The 20,723-nt window shown below is 43.6% G+C and carries 19 protein-coding genes; 8 read left to right on the top strand and 11 right to left on the bottom strand.

Going from position 1 to position 20,723, the window contains the following annotated elements; all coding sequences use genetic code 11:
• Positions 1–146: 146 nt before the first annotated feature.
• On the top strand, positions 147–1,610 hold the full coding sequence (locus tag DBR43_RS00950) for a hypothetical protein (protein ID WP_124577052.1): 1,464 nt from the start codon (positions 147–149) through the stop codon (positions 1,608–1,610).
• 2 nt (positions 1,611–1,612) lie between these two features.
• Here DBR43_RS00950 and DBR43_RS00955 read toward each other — a convergent pair whose 3' ends face one another.
• Together DBR43_RS00955 and DBR43_RS00960 are read right to left on the bottom strand one after the other, a co-directional pair.
• Complete coding sequence (locus tag DBR43_RS00955; RefSeq protein ID WP_124577054.1) at positions 1,613–3,091, bottom strand: arylsulfatase; 1,479 nt, start codon at positions 3,089–3,091, stop codon at positions 1,613–1,615.
• On the bottom strand, positions 3,081–4,595 hold the full coding sequence (locus tag DBR43_RS00960) for an alpha-L-fucosidase (RefSeq protein ID WP_124577056.1): 1,515 nt from the start codon (positions 4,593–4,595) through the stop codon (positions 3,081–3,083). The genes DBR43_RS00955 and DBR43_RS00960 overlap by 11 nt, the downstream gene beginning before the upstream one ends.
• Before the next feature lie 157 nt (positions 4,596–4,752).
• Here DBR43_RS00960 and DBR43_RS00965 point away from each other — a divergent pair, with 157 nt between their 5' ends.
• The 4 genes from DBR43_RS00965 (at position 4,753) to DBR43_RS00980 (ending at position 7,912) form a co-directional block, all read left to right on the top strand.
• The gene (locus DBR43_RS00965; RefSeq protein ID WP_124577058.1) at positions 4,753–5,610 is read left to right on the top strand and encodes an EamA family transporter; all 858 of its coding nucleotides are present in this window, start codon (positions 4,753–4,755) and stop codon (positions 5,608–5,610) included.
• Between the two features lie 46 nt (positions 5,611–5,656).
• The gene (locus DBR43_RS00970) at positions 5,657–6,418 is read left to right on the top strand and encodes a helix-turn-helix domain-containing protein (protein ID WP_124577060.1); all 762 of its coding nucleotides are present in this window, start codon (positions 5,657–5,659) and stop codon (positions 6,416–6,418) included.
• Between the two features lie 30 nt (positions 6,419–6,448).
• Entirely contained in the window at positions 6,449–6,850 is a 402-nt protein-coding gene (locus DBR43_RS00975; protein ID WP_124577062.1) for a VOC family protein, read from the top strand.
• 105 nt (positions 6,851–6,955) lie between these two features.
• On the top strand, positions 6,956–7,912 hold the full coding sequence (locus tag DBR43_RS00980; RefSeq protein ID WP_124577064.1) for an NADP-dependent oxidoreductase: 957 nt from the start codon (positions 6,956–6,958) through the stop codon (positions 7,910–7,912).
• Between the two features lie 5 nt (positions 7,913–7,917).
• On the opposite strand, the gene DBR43_RS00985 is transcribed toward DBR43_RS00980, so the two are convergent.
• The gene (locus DBR43_RS00985) at positions 7,918–8,763 is read right to left on the bottom strand and encodes an AraC family transcriptional regulator (protein WP_233602793.1); all 846 of its coding nucleotides are present in this window, start codon (positions 8,761–8,763) and stop codon (positions 7,918–7,920) included.
• A gap of 160 nt (positions 8,764–8,923) precedes the next feature.
• Between DBR43_RS00985 and DBR43_RS00990 the strand changes: the two genes are divergently transcribed.
• Together DBR43_RS00990 and DBR43_RS00995 are read left to right on the top strand one after the other, a co-directional pair.
• A complete protein-coding gene (locus DBR43_RS00990; RefSeq protein ID WP_124580352.1) occupies positions 8,924–10,603 on the top strand; it encodes a GMC oxidoreductase in 1,680 nt (559 codons plus the stop codon).
• Positions 10,604–10,607: 4 nt separating this feature from the next.
• Positions 10,608–11,213 carry a gluconate 2-dehydrogenase subunit 3 family protein gene (locus tag DBR43_RS00995; RefSeq protein ID WP_124577068.1) on the top strand — a complete coding sequence of 202 codons (606 nt, stop codon included), beginning with the start codon at positions 10,608–10,610 and terminating at the stop codon, positions 11,211–11,213.
• Positions 11,214–11,284: 71 nt separating this feature from the next.
• Here the strand turns inward: DBR43_RS00995 and DBR43_RS01000 are convergent, their stop codons facing one another.
• From DBR43_RS01000 to DBR43_RS01020, 5 genes are all read right to left on the bottom strand, one after another.
• Positions 11,285–12,550 carry an ATP-binding protein gene (locus DBR43_RS01000; protein WP_124577070.1) on the bottom strand — a complete coding sequence of 422 codons (1,266 nt, stop codon included), beginning with the start codon at positions 12,548–12,550 and terminating at the stop codon, positions 11,285–11,287.
• A 45-nt stretch (positions 12,551–12,595) separates the two neighbouring features.
• Positions 12,596–12,910 carry an antibiotic biosynthesis monooxygenase family protein gene (locus DBR43_RS01005; protein ID WP_124577072.1) on the bottom strand — a complete coding sequence of 105 codons (315 nt, stop codon included), beginning with the start codon at positions 12,908–12,910 and terminating at the stop codon, positions 12,596–12,598.
• Positions 12,907–13,365: a DinB family protein gene (locus DBR43_RS01010; protein ID WP_124577073.1), complete on the bottom strand. Its 459-nt coding sequence runs from the start codon at positions 13,363–13,365 to the stop codon at positions 12,907–12,909. The genes DBR43_RS01005 and DBR43_RS01010 overlap by 4 nt, the downstream gene beginning before the upstream one ends.
• Positions 13,366–13,422: 57 nt before the next feature.
• On the bottom strand, positions 13,423–13,935 hold the full coding sequence (locus DBR43_RS01015) for a hypothetical protein (RefSeq protein ID WP_124577075.1): 513 nt from the start codon (positions 13,933–13,935) through the stop codon (positions 13,423–13,425).
• Positions 13,936–14,032: 97 nt separating this feature from the next.
• Entirely contained in the window at positions 14,033–14,998 is a 966-nt protein-coding gene (locus DBR43_RS01020; protein WP_199756926.1) for a prolyl oligopeptidase family serine peptidase, read from the bottom strand.
• A gap of 212 nt (positions 14,999–15,210) precedes the next feature.
• Here DBR43_RS01020 and DBR43_RS01025 point away from each other — a divergent pair, with 212 nt between their 5' ends.
• Complete coding sequence (locus DBR43_RS01025; RefSeq protein WP_124577077.1) at positions 15,211–15,753, top strand: GIN domain-containing protein; 543 nt, start codon at positions 15,211–15,213, stop codon at positions 15,751–15,753.
• 72 nt (positions 15,754–15,825) lie between these two features.
• Here the strand turns inward: DBR43_RS01025 and DBR43_RS01030 are convergent, their stop codons facing one another.
• The 3 genes from DBR43_RS01030 to DBR43_RS01040 form a co-directional block, all read right to left on the bottom strand.
• On the bottom strand, positions 15,826–17,178 hold the full coding sequence (locus DBR43_RS01030; protein WP_124577079.1) for a PhoH family protein: 1,353 nt from the start codon (positions 17,176–17,178) through the stop codon (positions 15,826–15,828).
• A gap of 133 nt (positions 17,179–17,311) precedes the next feature.
• Positions 17,312–19,189 carry an alkaline phosphatase gene (locus tag DBR43_RS01035; RefSeq protein ID WP_233602794.1) on the bottom strand — a complete coding sequence of 626 codons (1,878 nt, stop codon included), beginning with the start codon at positions 19,187–19,189 and terminating at the stop codon, positions 17,312–17,314.
• Positions 19,189–20,712 carry a RagB/SusD family nutrient uptake outer membrane protein gene (locus tag DBR43_RS01040; protein WP_124577081.1) on the bottom strand — a complete coding sequence of 508 codons (1,524 nt, stop codon included), beginning with the start codon at positions 20,710–20,712 and terminating at the stop codon, positions 19,189–19,191. The genes DBR43_RS01035 and DBR43_RS01040 overlap by 1 nt, the downstream gene beginning before the upstream one ends.
• Between the last annotated feature and the right edge of the window lie 11 nt (positions 20,713–20,723).

The following is a 20,723-nucleotide window of genomic DNA, read 5'->3' on the forward strand; positions in this document are numbered from 1 at the left end:
TACAGCTTTGCCATTAATGACATTTCCATTACAAGTCAAATATTAAGCAAAGATTTAACAGTTAATTAATTGTAACTACAAGAATGATATTTTATATTTATTCCAATCAAGAAACCAAATTTAATTATTCAAGTAAAAAAGTTAACATGACCACATTTATAAATGAACAAAATGAAAGTAATGGGCTTTTGAATGAAATCGCCTCAACAGATATTACCGTAGCTGCCGGAACTGATGGATTGCTGGCCGGCAATCTCCAGGATGCCCTGCAATTATTGGCTTCCCGGATCAGCGCTTTGGAGCATGCTGCAGGTCAGAACGGCAGAATCATTCCTGTAGGTACGGGAACAGGTGCACTGACCATTGATGGCGATCAGCTGAGCCTGAATGGCAATCCCATTACCCTTCAGGCAAATGATGTGATAGAGATTCAGGCAGGGACTTACCAATGGATCGACGTGAGCAATGTGACCTTTTCAGGAGCCGGGGTAATATATGTAAAGAACAAAGGGCTCGTGATCATCAATGAAGGGGGCTTTAACCTGAATGGAAATGTGCCGGTTAAAAATGTAGTTTTCGATTTCGCCAGTTTCCCTGGTTTGGAATATGGATTAAAAAACACGTTTACCGGACCGCAGGAAAGGTTCCACATTGATACTCACAGTATGGGAGGATATGAGAACATTACCATCCGCGGACTGGAATTTGTCAATGTCTGGGACCGGGGCATGAGGCTAGGCTCCCACAATGTGGATTACCTGAATACCGGTAAAAAAGCAATTTCAGGATTGTTGATTGAAAAATGTCGCTTTATATCAGACAATACGCCTGAATGGGGTGGTGGAATAGACCTTGGCGGAGAGCTGAATTATGAAACCGGTACGGACAGAGGATATATAGAGAATGTGGTGATCAGAGATATCAAGCTAATTGGAGGAGAGGGCCAGATCTCCCTCGGAAATGCCAACAATTATGAAATATATAATATTACCGTTGATAAAGTAAACCCAACTGCCACCCATCATGCCAGAATTGTATTTGCACAGGGATGGGGGGAAATTCATCACATAAAGGGGACAGAACATTATGGTAACCTGACCTGTCAATGGGTATTTACCAGGGGAAATGTGCCTGCAGAAGCGGTAGTTTCAAATGTTATCGCTTATAAAAGCAGGAAATATTCTGCTACAGAATTTCAATCTTTTAATCGTTTCCTGTGGCCCAACCGAACCACCTTCTGTCATGGGAAGGCATTAGGTATCACTGCGGTCGATATGGGAACAAATCTCGGTGTGCCTGCCGGCAATGAATACACCTCAACGGCAATAGACATCTATGGAATGTTCGGCGCTGAAGTAACAGTTAAAGATTCGGTAGCCATTCATCCATACAATTGTACTACGGTAAGTAATGGCCCCATCAGTGCTGATTCTTCCAATAACCTGGTTTATGCAGATCATACCGGGGCAAAGTTAATTGATTTCATCTCTTTTAAACCTGCATCCGACAGTCCGCTGATTGGGGCGGGCATTACAGATGCAGATTTAACAGATGATTATTATGGCGTATTAAGGGCCCTTCCTCCTACCGTTGGTGCGGTGGAAGGATAATATTATAAAAAGTTCCAGGCCTTCACATGGGAGTCCTGGTGCTCTTTTTTTACGATCTCATTAAACTGTTTGATGATTGCCGGGTGGTTGGCGGCCTCGTCCTTACTTTCAGTACGATCGGTTTTCAGGTTAAAGAGCTGCCATGGACTTTGCGGATCTTTTTTCAAATTGACCCGAACTCCTTTCCAATCGCCCATCCTGATGGCCAGTTGTCCGCCTTTCTCAGGGAATTCGAAATAAAGGTATTCATGCTTTTTCTGCTGGCCGTCTTTTCCGGTTAAGGTAGGAAGAAAGGAAATGCCATCGGTATCTTCCAGCTTTTGGCCGGTGAGTTCTGCCATGGTAGCCAACAGGTCGTATTGTGCGGATACCAGGTTTGAGGTGGATCCCGGTTTGATTTTCCCCGGCCATCTGGCCAAGAAGGGCTCCCGGATTCCGCCTTCATAGACATCCATCTTCAGTCCTTTTAACCCATCTACACTGTTGAAGAACTTCGCATTTACGCCACCGTTAAAAGTAGTCCCGTTATCACTGGAGAACATCACGATGGTATTTTCATCCAGTCCCAGGTCTTTCAGTCTTTTCATAATGAGGCCTACCTGTTTATCCAGGAAGGTAATCATGGCGGCATAGGTGGAATAAGGATATTTGTTTGCCGCATAGCCCTGCTGCCCATAATAAGGTCTTTCTTTGAACTTTCCGATGTATTCTTTTACGTCCCGGTCCGGCGCCTGTAAAGAAACGTGCGGCAATGGATAAGGCAGGTATAAAAAGAAAGGATTTTCTTTGTTTTTATCGATAAAAGCAAGGGCCTTTTCCGTCATTTTTTCCGGCGCGTAAACTTTTCCCTTATAATAATCAAAGTCTTTATCCGTCGCCTTTGTCGAGTCTAACTGCTTATGGACATTGATAAAAGTATTGCCCAGGGTATCCCATTTTTCATTTTCCCATAAATGGGTCGGGTAAAAACTATGCGCTTGTTTCTGGTCCAGAAGACCATAGTAATAATCAAAGCCCTGTTTCAATGGAGAACCTTCTGTAGCATTCATCCCCAGGCCCCATTTACCCACCAAAGCAGTTTTATATCCTGCCTGCTGCATTAAACGGGCAACAGTAAGTGTCCCTGCTTTCAAGGGCATTTGTCCGCGTTCCGTACTGTCAGGAAATCCACCCAACTCAAAATTACCCCGGATATAAGAGTGACCGCCATGTTTACCGGTCATCAGCATTGCCCTGGCCGGGGCGCAAACTGGCGTACCGGTATAGTGGTTATTAAACTTCATCCCCTGTCTGGCCATTTTGTCCAGATTTGGCGTTTTGATCTTTTTTTGGCCATAGGGGCCGATTTCAGCGTAACCAAGGTCGTCCGCATAAATGTAAATCACGTTTGGTTTCTGCCTGTTCTGCTGACTGAACACGGTACCATATTGCAGGAAAATCGCTGCAATGACCGCCAGCTTTAAAAACGGTTTATTTTCCATAATTGATCTTTCTTAAGCTTTTAGATTTCGTATCTGACACGGCAAAATGGCTGATGGAAGGAATGCCATTGGACGCAGTAATGTTTAACCTGATCTTTGAAGCATTTCCATATTTGGGAAGTGTAATGATTTTACAGGCGCCAATTTCATCTCCTTTATAAACCGGCTTCCAGTCGCCATCAAAGACCTCTATAGAAAAATGCTGCACATGAAAATTTCTGATGGTAGAGAACCCATCAGTCAGTGCCTTCATTTCCGGCTGCTCCATAATCGTGATTCTGTTGAACTTTTTATTCAGGTCCATCTCCAGTGTCGCAACGGAATCTCCGGCAGTCCACCAGGTTTCCAGGCTATAGTCATTCGCCTTCTCTGCTCCTCTTTTAGGATCAGTATCTGTGCTGGAAGCTTTTATCGCTGTATTAAAAGCCAGGTTCTCATAGCCTCCGGGCAATGTTTTTTTGCCACCTTTAATTCCGATCCGCTCAGCCAGTTCAATAATCCTGGCGCTTTCATGCGCTCTGATGCGGCCATGCTGATCAGGCGGAACATTGAGAATCATGATGTTGTTATTTGCGGTGGTCCAGTAAAACAGCTCTTCCAGTTCATCTACACCCCTGGCAGGCAGGATTGCTTTTTTCTGGAACCAGTTCCAGCGATCGGAAAGGCAAAGCGTATGTTCCAGGATCAGGTAATGGTTCCCGTTATTGTAGCTATATAATTTAGGATCATCCCATCTGGCCAGGTTTGGATCTTTGGTTCTGAAATCTACCGGCCAGAAACGGATAGGATCGCCTTCCTGCATATCCTGTGGCTGCTGAATGGCGGTAATGTTGTCCTTCTTTCCGATGGTATGGTTTACAGTAACCAGGCAACCCGGTTGCAACTTTTTGATGTGTGCGTATACTTCCGCCAGTTTCCAGTCGGCATCTTTCTTTGCCCATCCCCCATCAAACCAGAGCTCGCAGATGTCTCCGTAATTGCTGAGCAATTCACTGAGCTGGTTTTTCATAAAGCTCACATAAGCATCCGGATTCGGGTCATTGTGCGAAGGTTCATGTCTGTCCCATAGTGAATAGTACAGGCCAAGCTCTATGCCGTATTTTTTACAGGCTTTTGCCACCTCAGCCACGACATCCGTTTTTACGGGAGAGGAGGCGACATCATAATCCGTGTATTTACTATTCCAGAGCGCGAATCCATCATGGTGTTTCGTGACCAGGATGACATATCTGAAGCCTGCTTCTTTTGCGGTTTTCACCCATTGATCGCAGTCCAGCTGATCCGGCTGATAAGAGGAAACCGGCAGTTTTCCGTCAGACCATTCCGTTTCATTAAAGGTATTCAGTCCGAAATGGATGAACATCCCATAGCCTCTTTTGATTTGCGAGAGCTGCAATGCAGATGGTTTTTGTGCTTTAGATGCAGAGATTAAAAAAAAAGTCGAAGTAAGGAATAACAATAAGGCCCCCCTTATTATTTTAGTTCTGTTGAATTGGACAAACATATGTTTTGGTTTATTTGGTTACGGGTTTCAAATGTGTTGATTGTGTGGTTAAACGAAAGTAAAGAATTCTTTTTCTATTTCCCCTATTTCCCTGTTCATCCTATAGAATCCCTATAATTTACTTAAATTTGTCGCCTCATTTAACTCCCGGCCCATCATGAAAAACAATCGACTGCTTCAAATCCCACCCTTACCCGCAGTTTTATTGGCCATCATCAGTGTACAGGCCGGGGCTGCAATTGCGAAAGGACTTTTTCCGGCGATTGGTCCGGCGAGTACGGCTTCACTCCGGATTGGTTTATCGGCCGTGATCTTATTCGTGGCCAACAGACCGAAGCTCGGAAAACTGACAAAAGTACAATGGAAAGCCGTTGCGTTTTACGGGCTGGTATTAGGTGCCATGAACCTCATCTTCTACATGGCCATTAAGAGAATTCCCCTTGCACTGGGCGTTACCCTGGAATTTATCGGCCCCTTGTTACTGGCTGTCCTGAACTCCAAGAAAGCCATGGATTACCTTTGGGTATTGCTGGCAGCGATAGGGATTGCGTTAATCGCGCCATGGTCTGAAAAAGGACTGGATTTAATTGGTGTGCTGCTGGCTTTACTTGCGGGTGGTTTATGGGCAACGTATATCGTTCTTGGCGGCAAAATCTCAAAGGTTATGAAAGGTGGAGATGCGGTTTCTGTAGGAATGATTTTCGCTACTTTATTGGTTGTTCCTTTTGGGATTGGCAGCGGAGGATTCGGGAATTTAACTCCTGGTTTGCTGCTGATGGGTGCGGCATTGGCCCTGCTGTCCAGCGCTATTCCCTTTACCCTGGAAATGAGCGCGCTTAGTCAGATGCCGGCCAGGACTTTCAGTATTCTGATGAGCCTGGAACCTGCCGTTGCTGCATTGTGTGGAATTGTGTTCCTGAACGAACACCTTTCTCTGGTCGAATACTGCTCTGTGGCCCTTGTGATCATTGCCAGCGCAGGAGCTACAATTACTTCAAAAAGGGAGACATTATAATTCAAATTTGAGCGTTATCTTGTAGAACCAAATCACATGCATTCCTATGCAAGAGACAAACAACGTAGAATATCAAAGGGCAGCACCTGACCATTTGTTGTCCGGCTTTGTAAAATGTTATTGGTCGGTACACAATCCCGATCAGGAAGAAAAAAAGTTCAGCATTCTCCCGGATGGCCATTTCGACCTTCTTTTTCGTGCTGTCGAAGGCGAGGCTGTCCGCATCTCTATCAGCGGATTGTGGAACCAGGAAACCACATCTGTTGTTCCGGGAAAGGCAACAGTTTTTGGGCTCAGCTTTAAATTACCTGCTTCAGAATACATTTTAAAAGAAAGCATTGCAGCACTGCTAAACGCAGAACAAGATTTACCTCCGGATTTCTGGGGACTTGAAATCAGGGATTTATCGGATTTCAATAGCCTGGTCACCATACTTCAGCAAAAAATGCAGCAGCGTCTCTGTAAAAACATCGACAACAGAAAACTGCACCTGTTTGATACTTTATATGCTTCCAATGGTTCCATCACCGCGGAAGAAGTTTCCAATACCATTCTCTGGAGCAACAGACAGATCAGTCAGTATTTTAAAGACCAGTTTGGGATTTCATTAAAATCTTACTGTACGATTCTCCGTTACCGTGCTTCTTTTGATCATTTAAATGAAAAAGAGCTGTATCCACAACAGAATTATAGTGATCAGGCACATTTCATCAGGGAAGTGAAAAAATATTCAGGCGTTACGCCCGGCGTGCTCGCAGAAAATCAAAACAACCGATTTATACAATTATCGACACTTAAGAAGGAATAATTTTGCGGTATAACAGCTAACAAAATTATTATGGAAAAATTAAGCGAAAAAACAAATGTGATCAATTGGTTCGAGATCCCGGTAACAGATACAGCCAGGGCAAAGCAATTCTACGAGACCATTCTTGATATCGAAATGAAGACGCAGCAGTTTGGCGAGGAAGAACTTACTTTCTTCCCTTCTATTCCCGACGTTGTTCAGGCCACTTCGGGACGGGTGACCGGAGTTTTGTTAAAAAATGAATTTTCAAAACCATCTCAGGACGGAACTGTTGTGTATATCAATGCCAGTCCGGATATTCAGAAGGTGCTCGACAAAATTGAGGCCTGCGGAGGAAAGGTACTGGTTCCAAGAACACAAATCATCGCTGGCTTTATTGCTCAGTTTATAGATACTGAAGGAAATAGGGTCGCGTTACACTCAGAATACTAAAAAACAACTTATGAACCCCACATGATTAAAAAAATTATTAACCTGTGTGCTTAATAATTTTTTTAATCATCCAAGGCTCCATCTGACAATTTAAAAAACAACGAGATGAAAGCGATCAGACTGCACGATTATGGTACCCCTGAATCATTAGTGACAGAGGAGGTTCCGGTACCGGAAATAAAGGACAATGAAGTATTGGTAAAGGTTCATGCCGCTTCCGTCAACCCCATCGACTGGAAAAAGGGTTCTGGAGCGATGAAGGCTTTTTTCCCTGTTCATTTCCCCTGGATTCCCGGTGAAGATTTTGCAGGAACGATCGCCGCAACCGGTAAAGAGGTCCATGATTTTAAGGTTGGCGATGAAGTATATGGCGATACCGGCCATGGTGGTGCTTATGCAGAATATGTAGCAGTAAAGACAGACATCATTGCCAAAAAACCAGGCTCCTTATCTTTTACCGAGGCTGCTTCGGTGCCTGTGGTGGCGGAAACGGCATGGCAGGGCTTATTCAAGTATGCGAAGCTGGAAAAAGGACAAAGCATTCTGATTCATGGTGGCGCGGGTGCAGTGGGTGCTTATGCTGTCCAGTTTGCCTGTCATGCAGGCGCCAAAGTCATCGTTACGGCTTCCGCGGCTGATGAGGAATTCCTGAAATCCATTGGTGCAGATCAGGTATTGGACTATAAAACCACCCATTTTGAAGAAGTCCTGAGCGATGTAGATGTTGTGTTCGACCTTGTTGGCGGCGACAATCAGCTGAGGTCATTTCAGGTGATGAAGCCAGGGGGAATATTGGTGGCCAGCACGCAGCCCATTGATGAAGCAGCAGCAGCCAAACATCAGGTTACCGGGGTTTTCATGGACATGAAACCATCGACGGCAGGCTTGAACAGGATTACCGAGCTGCTCGATGCCGGCAAAGTACGGACTTCTATCGCCAACATTTATCCTTTGGAGCAGGCTGTGGCAGGCTGGAACGACATCGCCAGCCGGCATTCAAAAGCAGGAGCTGCGCCGAAGGAGAAAAGTAAAAACGGGAAGACGGTACTTCAGGTGATTTAAACTACTCAGGCCAGGTGTTGCCTTCTGTACTGTGACGGGGAAAGCTTTGTGACATCCTTAAACTGCTTGCTAAAATTCGGCCAGCTGTTATACCCACTGTCGTAACAAATATTCAGAACAGGGCGGTTGGTTTCCCGCAGTAGTTTACAGGCACGGCCGATCCTGATTTCTTTGATGAAATCAAAATAACTCTTTTTGATGTTTCTTTTGAAGAAGCGGCAGAAGGAAGGGATAGACATTTTGGTCATTTCAGCCACTTCTTTCAGGGAAATGGGATCCAGATAATGTTTAAATGAATAATCGATAATGGTTTCTATCAACGCATTTTCTGCTCCGCCAGCCAGACTGTCAAAAGCAGTGGTAATGGTTCTTTGCTCGCTGGAAGTGCCGATCTTTTGCATTCCTTTTAAAAGCAGCTGAATGCGCTCCAGACCTTCCTCCTGCTCCATTTGTTTGATGATGATTGCGATATCCTCAGCCAGCTGACCTTGCAGCTGAATCCCTGTATCGTTGTTTTCCAATGGCCTGCAAATGTTTTTCAACTCCGGCAGGGATAAAAAAGTTTCCCCCAGAAAGTCTTTCAGAAAGTGGATCACAATTGCACTTCCTATCATTTTATGTTCCGATTTCCGAAACCAATGCGGCAGATCAGGGCTTAAAAAGAAGACATCACCTTCTTTATATTCTCCAATATAATCTCCGATTAATGCGGTCCCGTTTCCTTCGGTAATCAGGATGAGTTCACATTCCAGGTGTTTATGCCAGGCGGTTTCAAAATCAGGTGTTTTATAGGTCCGGCAGGCAAAAGAATGGTGTTCTTCCACATGAATTTTCTGGATCAGTGTCTTCATATTCCATGGTGATTCAACTGCTATATTAACCATAAATACTGTATTTCGCCAGAACAAATGATCAGATAACGTATTTTTTTCAATAAATAGCAGTTGAAGCGCGCTTGGATTAAGCTGTACATTTAAGATAACCAAATAAAACCTAAATGAACAAAGGATGATAGAAGACAACACCTACGATGCAATTGTCGTTGGCTCCGGCATCAGCGGCGGCTGGGCTGCAAAAGAGCTTTGCGAAAAAGGCTTAAAAGTTTTAATGCTGGAACGCGGCGGGCCTTATGAACATATTAAAGATTATGCAACCGCTCAAAAGAACCCCTGGGAGTTTGAACACCGGGGAGGAACCACAGTTGAGCAAAAAAAGAAATACCCCGTCATCCACCGTGGCTGGGCTGCTTCAGAAGCAGTAATGGATGCCTGGGCAAATGAAGAAGATTGTCCCTATACAGAAGTCAAGCCCTTTACCTGGTGGCGCAGTTATCGCATGGGAGGCAGATCTATTCTCTGGGGAAGGCAATCTTATCGCTGGAGTCCAATGGACTTTGAAGCCAATGAAAAAGAAGGCATTGCCGTTCCCTGGCCGATCGGTTATGCGGATCTTGCCCCATGGTATGATCATGTAGAGAAATTTGCAGGTATCAGCGGTTCTAAAGAAAACCTCGCTCAGTTGCCTGACGGACATTTTCTTCCTCCTATGGAATTGAACTGTGTAGAAAAAGACGTAGCGGAAAGGTTGAAAAAGCATTATAAAGATCAGCGGCACCTCATCATCGGAAGGACCGCCAACCTTACCGCCGCCATTCCCGGGAGAACAAAGTGCGAATTTAGAAACCGCTGCTGGGAAGGTTGCCCCTTTGGTGGTTACTTCAGTACACAATCTTCCACCCTGCCTGCGGCTATGAAAACGGGGAACCTGACGGTAAGGCCCTATTCGTTGGTGACACAGGTTTTATATGATCAAGACAAAAAGAAAGCAAAGGGTGTAGAGGTTTTAGATACCGAAACCAATAAAACGTATGAATATCACAGTAAAATAGTTTTCTTATGTGCCTCCACGCTAAATACTGCCTGGATTTTATTCAATTCCGCTACCAGTGTCTGGCCGGGAGGATTGGGGAGCAGCAGCGGCGAGCTTGGGCATAATGTAATGGACCATCATTATAACATTGGTGCCCAGGGAACAATTGAAGGCTACGAGGACCAGTATGTTTTCGGCAGAAGGGCAAATGGTTTTTATATCCCGAGGTTTGCTAATTTATCCGGTGATAAAAGAGATTACCTGCGTGGGTTTGGTTATCAGGGAGGTGCCGGCAGACAAGGCTGGAGCAGAGAAATAGCTGAGTTGAATATGGGTGGCAATTTTAAAGATGCTTTGACCGAGCCCGGACAATGGACGATTGGCGCAACCGCTTTTGGGGAGATCCTTCCCTACCATGAAAACAGGATTTCATTAGATAAGAACAAGAAAGACAAATGGGGCCTGCCTGTCCTGTCTATGGATGCAGAATTAAAGGAAAATGAGTTTAAGATGCGAAAAGACATGCAGGAAGAGATGAAGCAGATGTTTGATGCCGTGGGCGTGAAAAATGTAAGTACCTGGGACGGAGGACATGCTTTAGGACATGGCATCCATGAAATGGGGACAGCAAGAATGGGAAGAGATCCAAAGACCTCTGTATTGAACAAATGGAACCAGGTCTGGGATTGCCTGAATGTATTTGTAACCGATGGCGCGTGTATGACTTCCTCCGCCTGTCAAAACCCCTCATTGACCTATATGGCTTTAACCGCCAGAGCTGCAGATTATGCGGTAAACGAATTAAAGAAAAATAACCTCTGATGCTATGGAACGAAGAGAACTTTTAAAAATGATTGCATTGCTGACCGGTAGTGTGATGATTGGTGGCAATGCACTCCTTAGCGGCTGTAATCCGGAACCTAAAACAGGTCAGCATCATCTTTTCAGTAAAGAAGACATTGATTTTCTAAACGAAGTTTCAGACACCATATTACCGGAAACGAAAACCCCGGGTGCCAAAGCGGCAAACGTAGGGCAGTTTATGACGGTAATGGTGAGTGATTGTTATGAAACAAAAGATCAGAAAGCCTTTAGGGAAGGCATAAAAGCGTTGAACGTTGCTTGCGAGAAGATGCACAAAACCAGCTTTATGAAAGCCAGTCCGGAACAGCGGCTGTCCTTATTGGTTGAGCTGGATAAAGAGGCGAAAACCTATCAGTCAAAAAAGGGGGAACTGGAAGAAACCGAACGAAAAAAAGATAAAGATTTTCCAGGTTTGCCAAATCATTATTTCCTGATGATGAAACAACTGACCATGCTGGGCTATTTTACTTCCGAAGCCGGTTGTACACAGGCTTTGCGTTATATGGCTGTGCCCGGCAAATATGAAGGATCCGTTCCTTATAAAAAAGGAGATAAGGCCTGGGCCTGATCCAAAAAAAGGGTGCTCTTTTGAACACCCTTTTTTCTTCATCTTTAATCCTGCTTTTATTAATTCTGCTTTTATATTGCTAAAAAGCTCATCAGCTCTTCTCTTTCTTCTGCTTCCATTTCTACAATTCCTTCTATCACCTGGAACAGTTGTCCACGTTCTGTAGAATTCAACAGGACATGAACCAGTCTGACAAATGCTTTCTTTTGATCTATACTTAAACCGCTGAATAATTTCGGCTGAATCTCATAGATCACTTTTAATGTTTCTACCAGGTCCTGTCTTTTTGTTTGTTCTTCTGCTTCAAATTTCGGCAGCACTCCTTCCAGCTCATATTTCTCGATCAGCTTATTCGAAAACTCTTTCAGAAAAGGTTTTCTTTTTGTTCTCAGGAGCTCATTGATCTTTTTGATCAGGTATTTATATTCTGAAGAAGATTTGGTGCGGCTGTAAAGCTTCACTTGTGCATCGTGATCAGAACTGCTGAAATCAAACTCATTAAAGAATTCACTTTCGATGAAAACACCATGGTAATATTCGTCGGCCTTTTTGTTTAGCGTAGTATAATCTTTATAGACTTCCTGTCCTTTATGGTTGATGAAATAATTTTTAGACAATTCCTTATGTAAGGATTCCTTCCATTGAATAAACTTAACTTTAAACTGGGTATTGCTCTCCGGGTACCGGAATACCAATCCTTCTTCGTAATCGATGATGTTGTCCTGATAAGTTAAAGGTTGTCCGTTGATGATAATGGAAAATCCACGGTTTTTGTTCAATTCCAAAAACCAGCAGAATTCAGCCTGTAAATAAGGGATGATGCTCAACTCCATCGTTTCTTTAAAAAGCTGGATATTTGAAAAGGATACCGTAGTTCCGGTGGTGCTGGTCTTTACATCCTCATTTAATAATCTGGACTCGTAATTGTTCAGTCCGCCGATAGCCACCTGGATGCTTCCATTTTTATAAACACCATGTTCTTCATAAGTTGTATTCCATTCTGCATGGTGTGCAAAGGTGAAAAAGGTGAGCCTTCCTACCCCATTCTTTCCATGCATGGTCGATTTATGGAGATGAATCCGCTGTTCCATCGCTTTCTCCGACTCATAAAAGGGGTTAAACTTGTCCTTCAGGTAAGCAAAATTTATCCCGTAACCGTTGTCCGACACTTTGAGGCTTTCCAATGTACCCAGTTCATTGTGCGTATAATCGATCCGGATGGTATCCGCCTTTGCGTCAAAACCATTCCAGATGTATTCTGCAAGTGCCTGCTTTTCATTATAAAGACGCAGGACCTTTTTTATACCGGTAGAAGTGATGTTTACATGATTTGCCATATTCAGACTCTTTAAATTAGGAAGCACAAAGTTAAAGTTATTTGGCTATCCTTTATCCACAATCGGCTTCGGAACCACCATTTCATAATGCTCTACCCTTGGGAAGGGATCATAGTATTTATGCAGCAGTTTTTTCCATTCCTGGTATTCGGCAGATTGCCTGAATCCTATGGTATGGTCTTCCAAAGTATCCCAGTTGACCAGCAAGAGGTACCTGCTTCCTACTTCCAGGCAGCGCTGCAGCTGATGCCCCTGATACCCTTTCATCTTACTGATGATCAGCGATGCGGTAGCAAAATCACGCTCAAAGGAATTGGCTTCGGAAGGAATTACGTCCAGTACAGCAACTTCTAATATCATTTTTTTTCTCTTACATAGGTGATGTACATCAGGTCTGGTGCAGTGGTCAAATACGGCTTGATCAGGCTTACGATTTGTCCCTGATGGTATCCGGAATGGATGATCACGTGGCTCAGCATATCAGAGATGCTTGTCTCATAGCTGATTCCCTTAGTGGTGTAATAATGAACTTTTCTATTCAGGTCTTCCTCTTCGATGCTGTGGAGAAAATCCCTGATCAATGCCCTGTTGTAATCCAGTTCCTGCTGCCAGTTCTCCATGTCAAAATGTGCCCAGACTTCTACATCCTGCATTTCTCCAACCATCCTGCTCCCCCAGATTCGGCTGGCGGCGATTAAATGGTTAAAAAGGTCCTGCGCACGTTGAGGAATCTCTGTTGCGCCTTGCATTGCAGCGAGTAGTCTGGCATTGGTCCAGTAATCAAACTCCAGCAGATTGAAAAAATAATCCTTCATAAAATTGATTTTATGAAGGACAAGTTATTAAAAATCGTGAAAAGTTAACAGTCTTATTTACAACAGCAATAAGCTGTTTATTTCGTAGGCAAGATCCGGGGTATTGCCGATCTTATAGAGTCTTCCTGACATCACCACTTCTTTCGACAAGAGTGTTTTGAACTTCTCTGAGCCTGAGCGGTGGTGCAGTTTAAGTACTTTACCATCATTTAAGCTCATTTCCATCTGCCCGTTGGCATTCACTTTAGAAATGTGTCCTTTTATTTTCAATTCTGCTTCCTGTTTATTTTTCATAAAAGGGGCGATATTACTCAGGTCGAGAATTTCGACATTTTTTAAAGGTGTTCCCAAAAGCAGGGTTCCTTTCAGTTCTGCAACCGGCTGAAGTCTGACAACTCCTGCGTTTCGTTGTAAAAACTGATTGGCAATGATACCGGTAAGCAGCAAAAACACGATCACTTTCATGATACGGATGCCTTTTGCAGAATAGACAAAATATGTTTTTTCGGTGTTAACTCCTTTTAAAATTTCATTAACGCCTAATGATCTTTTTTTAATCAGATGTCCCATGACGGTTTGGTTATTTGTTTCTGATACAAATCTGGAGTATTTTTTCTCCACCAATCTTGATCTATGGTAAAAAAATGAAAATATTAAGAAACTATGACTATTCTTTTTTTATCAGTTGGTAAACCTCTCGTCTTCTATCATTAATCACAAACTGTTGTTTTTTACCTTTTCCCGAGAAAACAATATCCACAGGCTCATCCTCACTAATAAAAAATTTGTTTTTGTCGTAGGGTTTGATCTCGACCATACGGCCTCTGGTGGTTCCGATCAACGCTCCCGGCGCCGCCGTCACCCTGATCGTATCGTTGCCGATGCTATTTACATAATGCCCCTGATAGTTTTCCAGAACCTGCTGATCCAGGGTTATCGCTTTATACTTAAACACCTTCTGACTGAGCATCCAGGTATATAGACTATCGGTATCATAGGCGGCTGTCCAGCTGTCGTGCCCGGCTTCCGGAAAAACAGTAAACTTTACCGATGGGTTTTCTATTCTCAGGGCATCTACCATTTCCTGACTTGCCTTTAGCGGAACCGCATCGTCTTTTGCCCCATGGAATACCCAGGTTGGCGTATGCCGCATGTTCCAGACTGTTGAGGGATCCCCACCTCCGCAAACAGGGATGACTGCTGCAAACAATCCCGGGTATTTGGTCGCCATGTCCCAACTCCCATAACCGCCCATGCTTAAACCCGTGAGGTAAAGACGTTCATCGTCTATCCGGTATTTTTTTTCAAGGCCCTGTAATAAAAGCATCAGATCTCTTGTTTCCCAGTCGGCCACCGATTGCGGGGAAACCAGGATAAAAGGAAACTTCTTTCCTGCTTCCACCAGACGGGGAAGCCCTTGTGCTTTTACTTTATCCAGGTCATTTCCTCTTTCTCCACTCCCATGCAGAAACAAGACCAAAGGGAATTTTTTCAATGAATCCTGCTGATAGTCTTCCGGGAGGTACAGTAAATAATTGCTTTCTATGATTATTTTTTCGTGGCGCTGCTGAGCGGAAACCGTCCTGTTGAAGAAACAGATCAGGAAAAGCATAGCTAAAAATGGTCTTTTCATAAGGTTAAAATGATCGGTTTTAGATTTGTTATCCTCTAAGATACAAAATCGACGAAAATATTTTCGTCGATTGGTCGAATACTATTGACCGTTGGTCGACTGGGATTTCCGCATGGTCTAATGCTGCAAAAACCGCTGAAACGTTTCTGCCGGGATGATGTCTTATCTACAAAACAACAATTAAATAATTAAAAACTTTAAAACTAAAAGATATGAAAACTGCCATCAAAACCCTAATCGCTTCTTCGTTAACAGCTATCGTTTTAACTTCTTCAGCATTCACAACTTTTGCTAAAGAAAAAGCACCAATCCACAGTTCAGCTGCTGTACAGTTCAACAAAGTAGTCGTAACCGGAAACGCCAAAGTAGTATTGATTCAAAGCAATACAGAAACCATTACTTCGAACGAAGAATTGAATGAAAACACAACCGTTAAACAAAAAGGATATACTTTGTACATCAACTCTACAGAGAAAAACCCTTCTACGATCTATGTACATGTGAAAGACCTGCAAAGAATCGATGCCTCCAATACTGCCAGTGTAAAAACCCGTGGTGATTTCGACCTTCAGGTATTACAGATCTTCTTAAAAGATGATGCTAAAGCAAATGTAAATGCAAAAGTAGGTAGTCTTTACACCGACATGCAAGGTCAGTCTGACTTAAAATTAAGTGGTTCATCAGCAGAACACCACCTGGTTAGAAATGAAGTTTCCAAATTAAACCAGAATGATTTCGTGATCGCAAAACTGTAAGCCCGATTTACCGCCCAAAGCGTTCTTATACGCAAGAAGAAACCGTTCCAAGCCATGAACGGTTTTTTTTTGTTAAAGCAAATCGTTCGCCAGGTTGGCCAGTTCGCTCCGTTCCCCTTTATCCAGCGTAATGTGTGCATATAAAGGATGGTTTTTAGCACTCTCAATCAGGTACGACAGGCCATTACTTTCTGCGTCAAGATAAGGCGTATCGATCTGATAGATATCACCCGTAAAAATGATCTTGGTTTCTTCTCCTGCCCTGGAAATGATCGTTTTAATCTCATGTGGCGTTAAGTTCTGCGCCTCATCTACAATAAAAAATATTTTGGTCAGTGTTCGTCCCCGGATATAGGCCAAAGGGGCGATGACGATTTTCTCTGTATTTACAAACTCATCGATTCTTGCCTGAGCTTTTGGGTCGTCGGTATATTGTTCCTTAATAAAGCGAAGGTTATCCCAGATGGGTGCCATATAAGGGTCTATTTTTGATTTCGCATCGCCGGGAAGGAAGCCGATATCCTTATTACTTAAGGCCACTATTGGCCGTGTAACATAAATCTGCCGGTAATCCTTGCGTTGTTCCAGTGCACTGGCGATGGCCAGTAATGTTTTTCCCGTTCCGGCCTTTCCCTGGATGGTGACCAGCTTTACTGCCGGGTTCAGCATCGCATGAATGGCCATACTTTGTTCCTCGTTTCTTGGCGCAATGTTGAACACCTTTTGCGCTTTTACCGTAACCATCATTCCTGTTTTCACATTATGATAAGCAGTAACGGGTTTGCGTTTGCTCTTCAGGATATAAAAATGATTGCCTGTTTCCGGGGCAAGCTCCAGTTGATCCGCACTTGCGGTTCCTGTAGCTTTCAATACATCCAAAAGCTCAACATTCACATTTGTCAGCGTTGTTTTTCCGGTATAAAGTTCATCGACATTTTTAATTTTTCCGGTTTCATAATCTTCGGCATATAAATCCAGGGATTTGGCCTTTAACCGCAGGCAAATGTCTTTGGAAACCAATACGATTTTTTTCTCCGGAAACTCTTCTTTCAAGCTCAATGCTGCATTTAAAATGCGGTGGTCAAATTTACCGGTTCCAAAGATGGCTTCGGCATCCAAAAGGGAGGGTTTATAATCCATCACCACTTTAAAATGGCCACGTTTACTCCCTTTCAAGGGAATCCATTTGTTCATGACCTGCTCTCCGGAAGCATTGTCCATCAGCCGGATAAAACTCCTTGCTTCCGCATTTCTTGTTTCATTCCCATTTTTCATATTGTCCAGTTCTTCCAAAACCTGGATGGGAATCGCCACATCATGTTCCTGAAAATTATTGAAAGCATTGTGATCGTATAAGATAACCGAGGTGTCCAATACAAAGATCTTTTTTTTGACGGATGTGCGTTGTAGGATAGATTTACTCATGACACCTAAAAATAGCGAAAATCATAAATAAATTTTGTTAATTAACGGAATAAGTTCCGAAACCTATGGAAGAGAAGAGCAGGAATAAAAACCCGACTGCTTTCTGAACTGAAAACAGCCGGGCAGGGTACTTCTATTTTTTCTTTTTGTTTTTCAGTCCGATCACTTTAAGAATCTTATGAAAGATTTCATTATTGGCATAAGTCCCACGGAATTCCGCTGAACCAGGCCCATAAGCAAATACAGGGACCATGATATTCGTATGATCGTTGGTACTGAAATGACCGCTGATCATTCCTTTTTCTGCTGAGGCATCCAATAAGGTCAGTCCGCCTGTTTCATGATCTGCCGTAATCAGCACCAGAGTTTCTCCATTCTGATCGGCAAAACGTAAAGCAGCTTCGACCGTTTTATCAAAATCAAGAAGTTCAGTCACCACATAAGACAGGTCATTTGCATGACCTCCGTAATCGATCTGTGCGCCCTCAGCCATCACAAAGAACCCCTCTTTATTTGCAGAAAGCATTTTCAAGCTGTGCACCAGGGCTTCCTTTAGCAACGCTCCGCGGCCATCTTTTACCGGACGGGTAGCCGAATCAGGAAGCAATACCAGCTGTCTGCCTTTGCTTTCTTTGTAAAAGCCGGCGGCGCTCGTGTTCAGCTTAAATCCCTGATCTGTTAGTTTGTTCATCAAAGCAGCATCTTTATTTTTAAAAAAGCTTTTTTGATTGGAACCAACCAGAATTTCCACTTTGCTGTCCAGCAAATCAGCCGCGATTTCTGAACTCATGGAACGGTCTGGCTGATGTGCATAAAATACGGCGGGAGTAGCATCGGTAATGTCGCCAACGCTGATGATCCCGCTTTTAATCCCATAACCGGCCAGGGTATCCACCAGGTTCGTTCTTTTCTTCTGATCTGCGCCTACCCCGATGTAGCGGTTATTGGTTTTCTCGCCTATGGCTATAGCCGAACCACCGGCAGCGGAATCTGTATTTCCTGCATCCGCCGCAGCGGTTTGTGAAAAACCAATGTTGTGGATGTTGCTCATATTGAGCTGTCCGTGATTGGCAATATAGCCAGCGTGAATTTGTGCCAGTCCCATTCCGTCTCCAATCAGCAGGATCACATTTTTAACCGGCTTCTGAAGTCCGTCAATCTTATACTCCGGAGTGTATACCGGATAAGCGACCGGATTCGTGTAACTGATTTTATCCTTGTGGAGGTAAAATTCTTTTAATTTTTCAGGCTGATCGGTATTGATCCAGTCTGCACCCAATCTTTCCAGTACGATCCAGGTATTCGGACTGTCCTGTGTAGCCCAAAAACGGAATGGCTTATGCTGCTGATGGGCCTTTTCGATAACAGTACTCAGCTTAGCAAGGTCCGGGGCTGTTGGATTTCCTTTTCCATTCCAGGGGGTATAGTTCTTGATGTCATCGCTGATCATGGCCACCCGCTTCAGTTGATCCTCCGTGTATGTTGTATAGGGACGACCATCAAAAGAAATGTAATCCGGATAATTCTTAAAATCAGCCGGGCCAGGAACATCACCACTAATGACAATTCTGATCGCCTTTGAATTTTTGCTGCTGTTGAATACATCCTGATAACCTTCCAGGTCTTTGATCAATTGGGCAAGCACTTTTGCATAGTCTTTTTTAATGTCGACCACCAATTGCAATCTATGGGTAGAATCCTGGTAAGGCCTGTTTCCATTTTGACGGTAAAAGCTGGCCAGGGGCTCCAGGTATAGTTTTTTCAGGGTAATGCCGGCTTTTATTTCTGAAAGATCATGCGCTACATACAATGCGCCATCTTTTAAAAAAACATCGGCTTCAATCGAACCCATTCCGGCATAATAGGCCGTCAACAGCGGAATATTCTGGTGATAGTCGTTATGACTATGACCAGAATTAACATTTAAAGTCCGTTGTGCCTTTGCTTCCCCTGCACATAGCGCAGCGACAAACAGCGCACAACGAATCATATTTTTCATTTCGTTTCTCATTACCAGCCTGGATTTTGAGCAATCACCCCACCACTATTGTCAATTTCTCTCTGCGGAACTGCCCATACGTCGTGAATCTGTGGATCAAATGCTCTCGAAGCCCAGATTTCTTTTCCTTGTGAGTCATGTAATGGCAAAGCATAGGTTGCCTTTGCATCTCCCCATCTTACTAAATCGCGATGACGATCGGCCCACTCTCCGGCCAGTTCATTGCGGCGTTCCCGTTTCAGGTCTGCCATGGTCATCCCACTTTTGGCAAGTAATCCTGCGCGAAGTCTGATTCTATTTAATTCTGTATCTCCTGCTCCTGCACCATTTAACTGAATTGCTGCCTCTGCTTTGATGAGTAATACTTCTGCAAAACGCATCAATGGCACGTTAAGATCTGTGGTACCGTTATCCCCATTGGGATTCACATGTGTAGGGATAGGATTTGCATAGGAGAAAGGCTCCATGTATTTCTTAAACTGATAATCTGAGGTTGCTCCTCCGTCTTTGGTAAACGCACGTTCCTGACCAAAAAACATGAACTTATCTCCTGGCTTCAGGATGGTTGCTTCGCGACGCTGGTCGCCTGCTTCATAAGAATCGTACAGTTCCTTGGTGGGCAGATAATAGCCCCAGCCGTTATACAACGTCCAGCCTTTATTGGTGAGCATTACTCCCGGCAACTTACTGCCCCAACCTGTACCGCCTCCGTTAGGGGTACAAACTACCGACCAGATGTATTCCTTAGACCAGTTATTTGATGCTTTGAAAACATCTGAAAAACCCGTTAAAACCAAGTCATGTTTACCAGAATTGATCACCATATCTGCATATTTAGCCGCGTTGGCATAGTCTTTTTTATAAAGATAGACTTTTGACAAATAAGCCCATGCAGCAGTTTTATGTGCTTTTCCGTAATCTTCTGCTTTCATATCGGTAAAGAAAGGTAAGTTCTCTGCCGCCTTCAAAAATAGTTGAATGATGGAATCATAATTTTCATTTACATTTTTCGCTCTTGGAACCGCTTTTGCAGGATCACTGTCAGGGGTTACAATAGGCACACCGGCTTTTTCATTTCCATAATTTGCAGCCAGCTGAAAATAGACCAGTCCTGCATTAAAATAGGCATCACCAATCATCGATTTTTTCAATTGTTCGTCCATTGGAATTCCCGGCAGATTTACGATGATGTCATTTGCACGTTTGATAATGGCATAACGCATGGACCACTGACTTTCGGTGTATCCGCCACCCAAATAAGTTTTATTGAAATTTTTAATGTTATCCGCCTCCGGTTTATTTCTTCCGGTCACCATATCGTCGCTGGCATTGATAAACCAAAACATTCCCCTGCCATAGAAATTCTCATCATTGTATTTCTCATACAATCCATTCTGAGCTTTTATGGCATCTTCTTTAGTCTTCCAAAAGTTTTGCGCTGATGGTGCTCCTTCAGGGATGATGTCAAGTTGTTTGGTACATGAACTTAAAAATGCCAGGGCTGCGATGGCGATATACTTTATATTTTGTTTCATTTTCGTTGCTT

This window comes from Pedobacter sp. KBW06 (assembly GCF_003852525.1).
GTDB lineage: Bacteria > Bacteroidota > Bacteroidia > Sphingobacteriales > Sphingobacteriaceae > Pedobacter.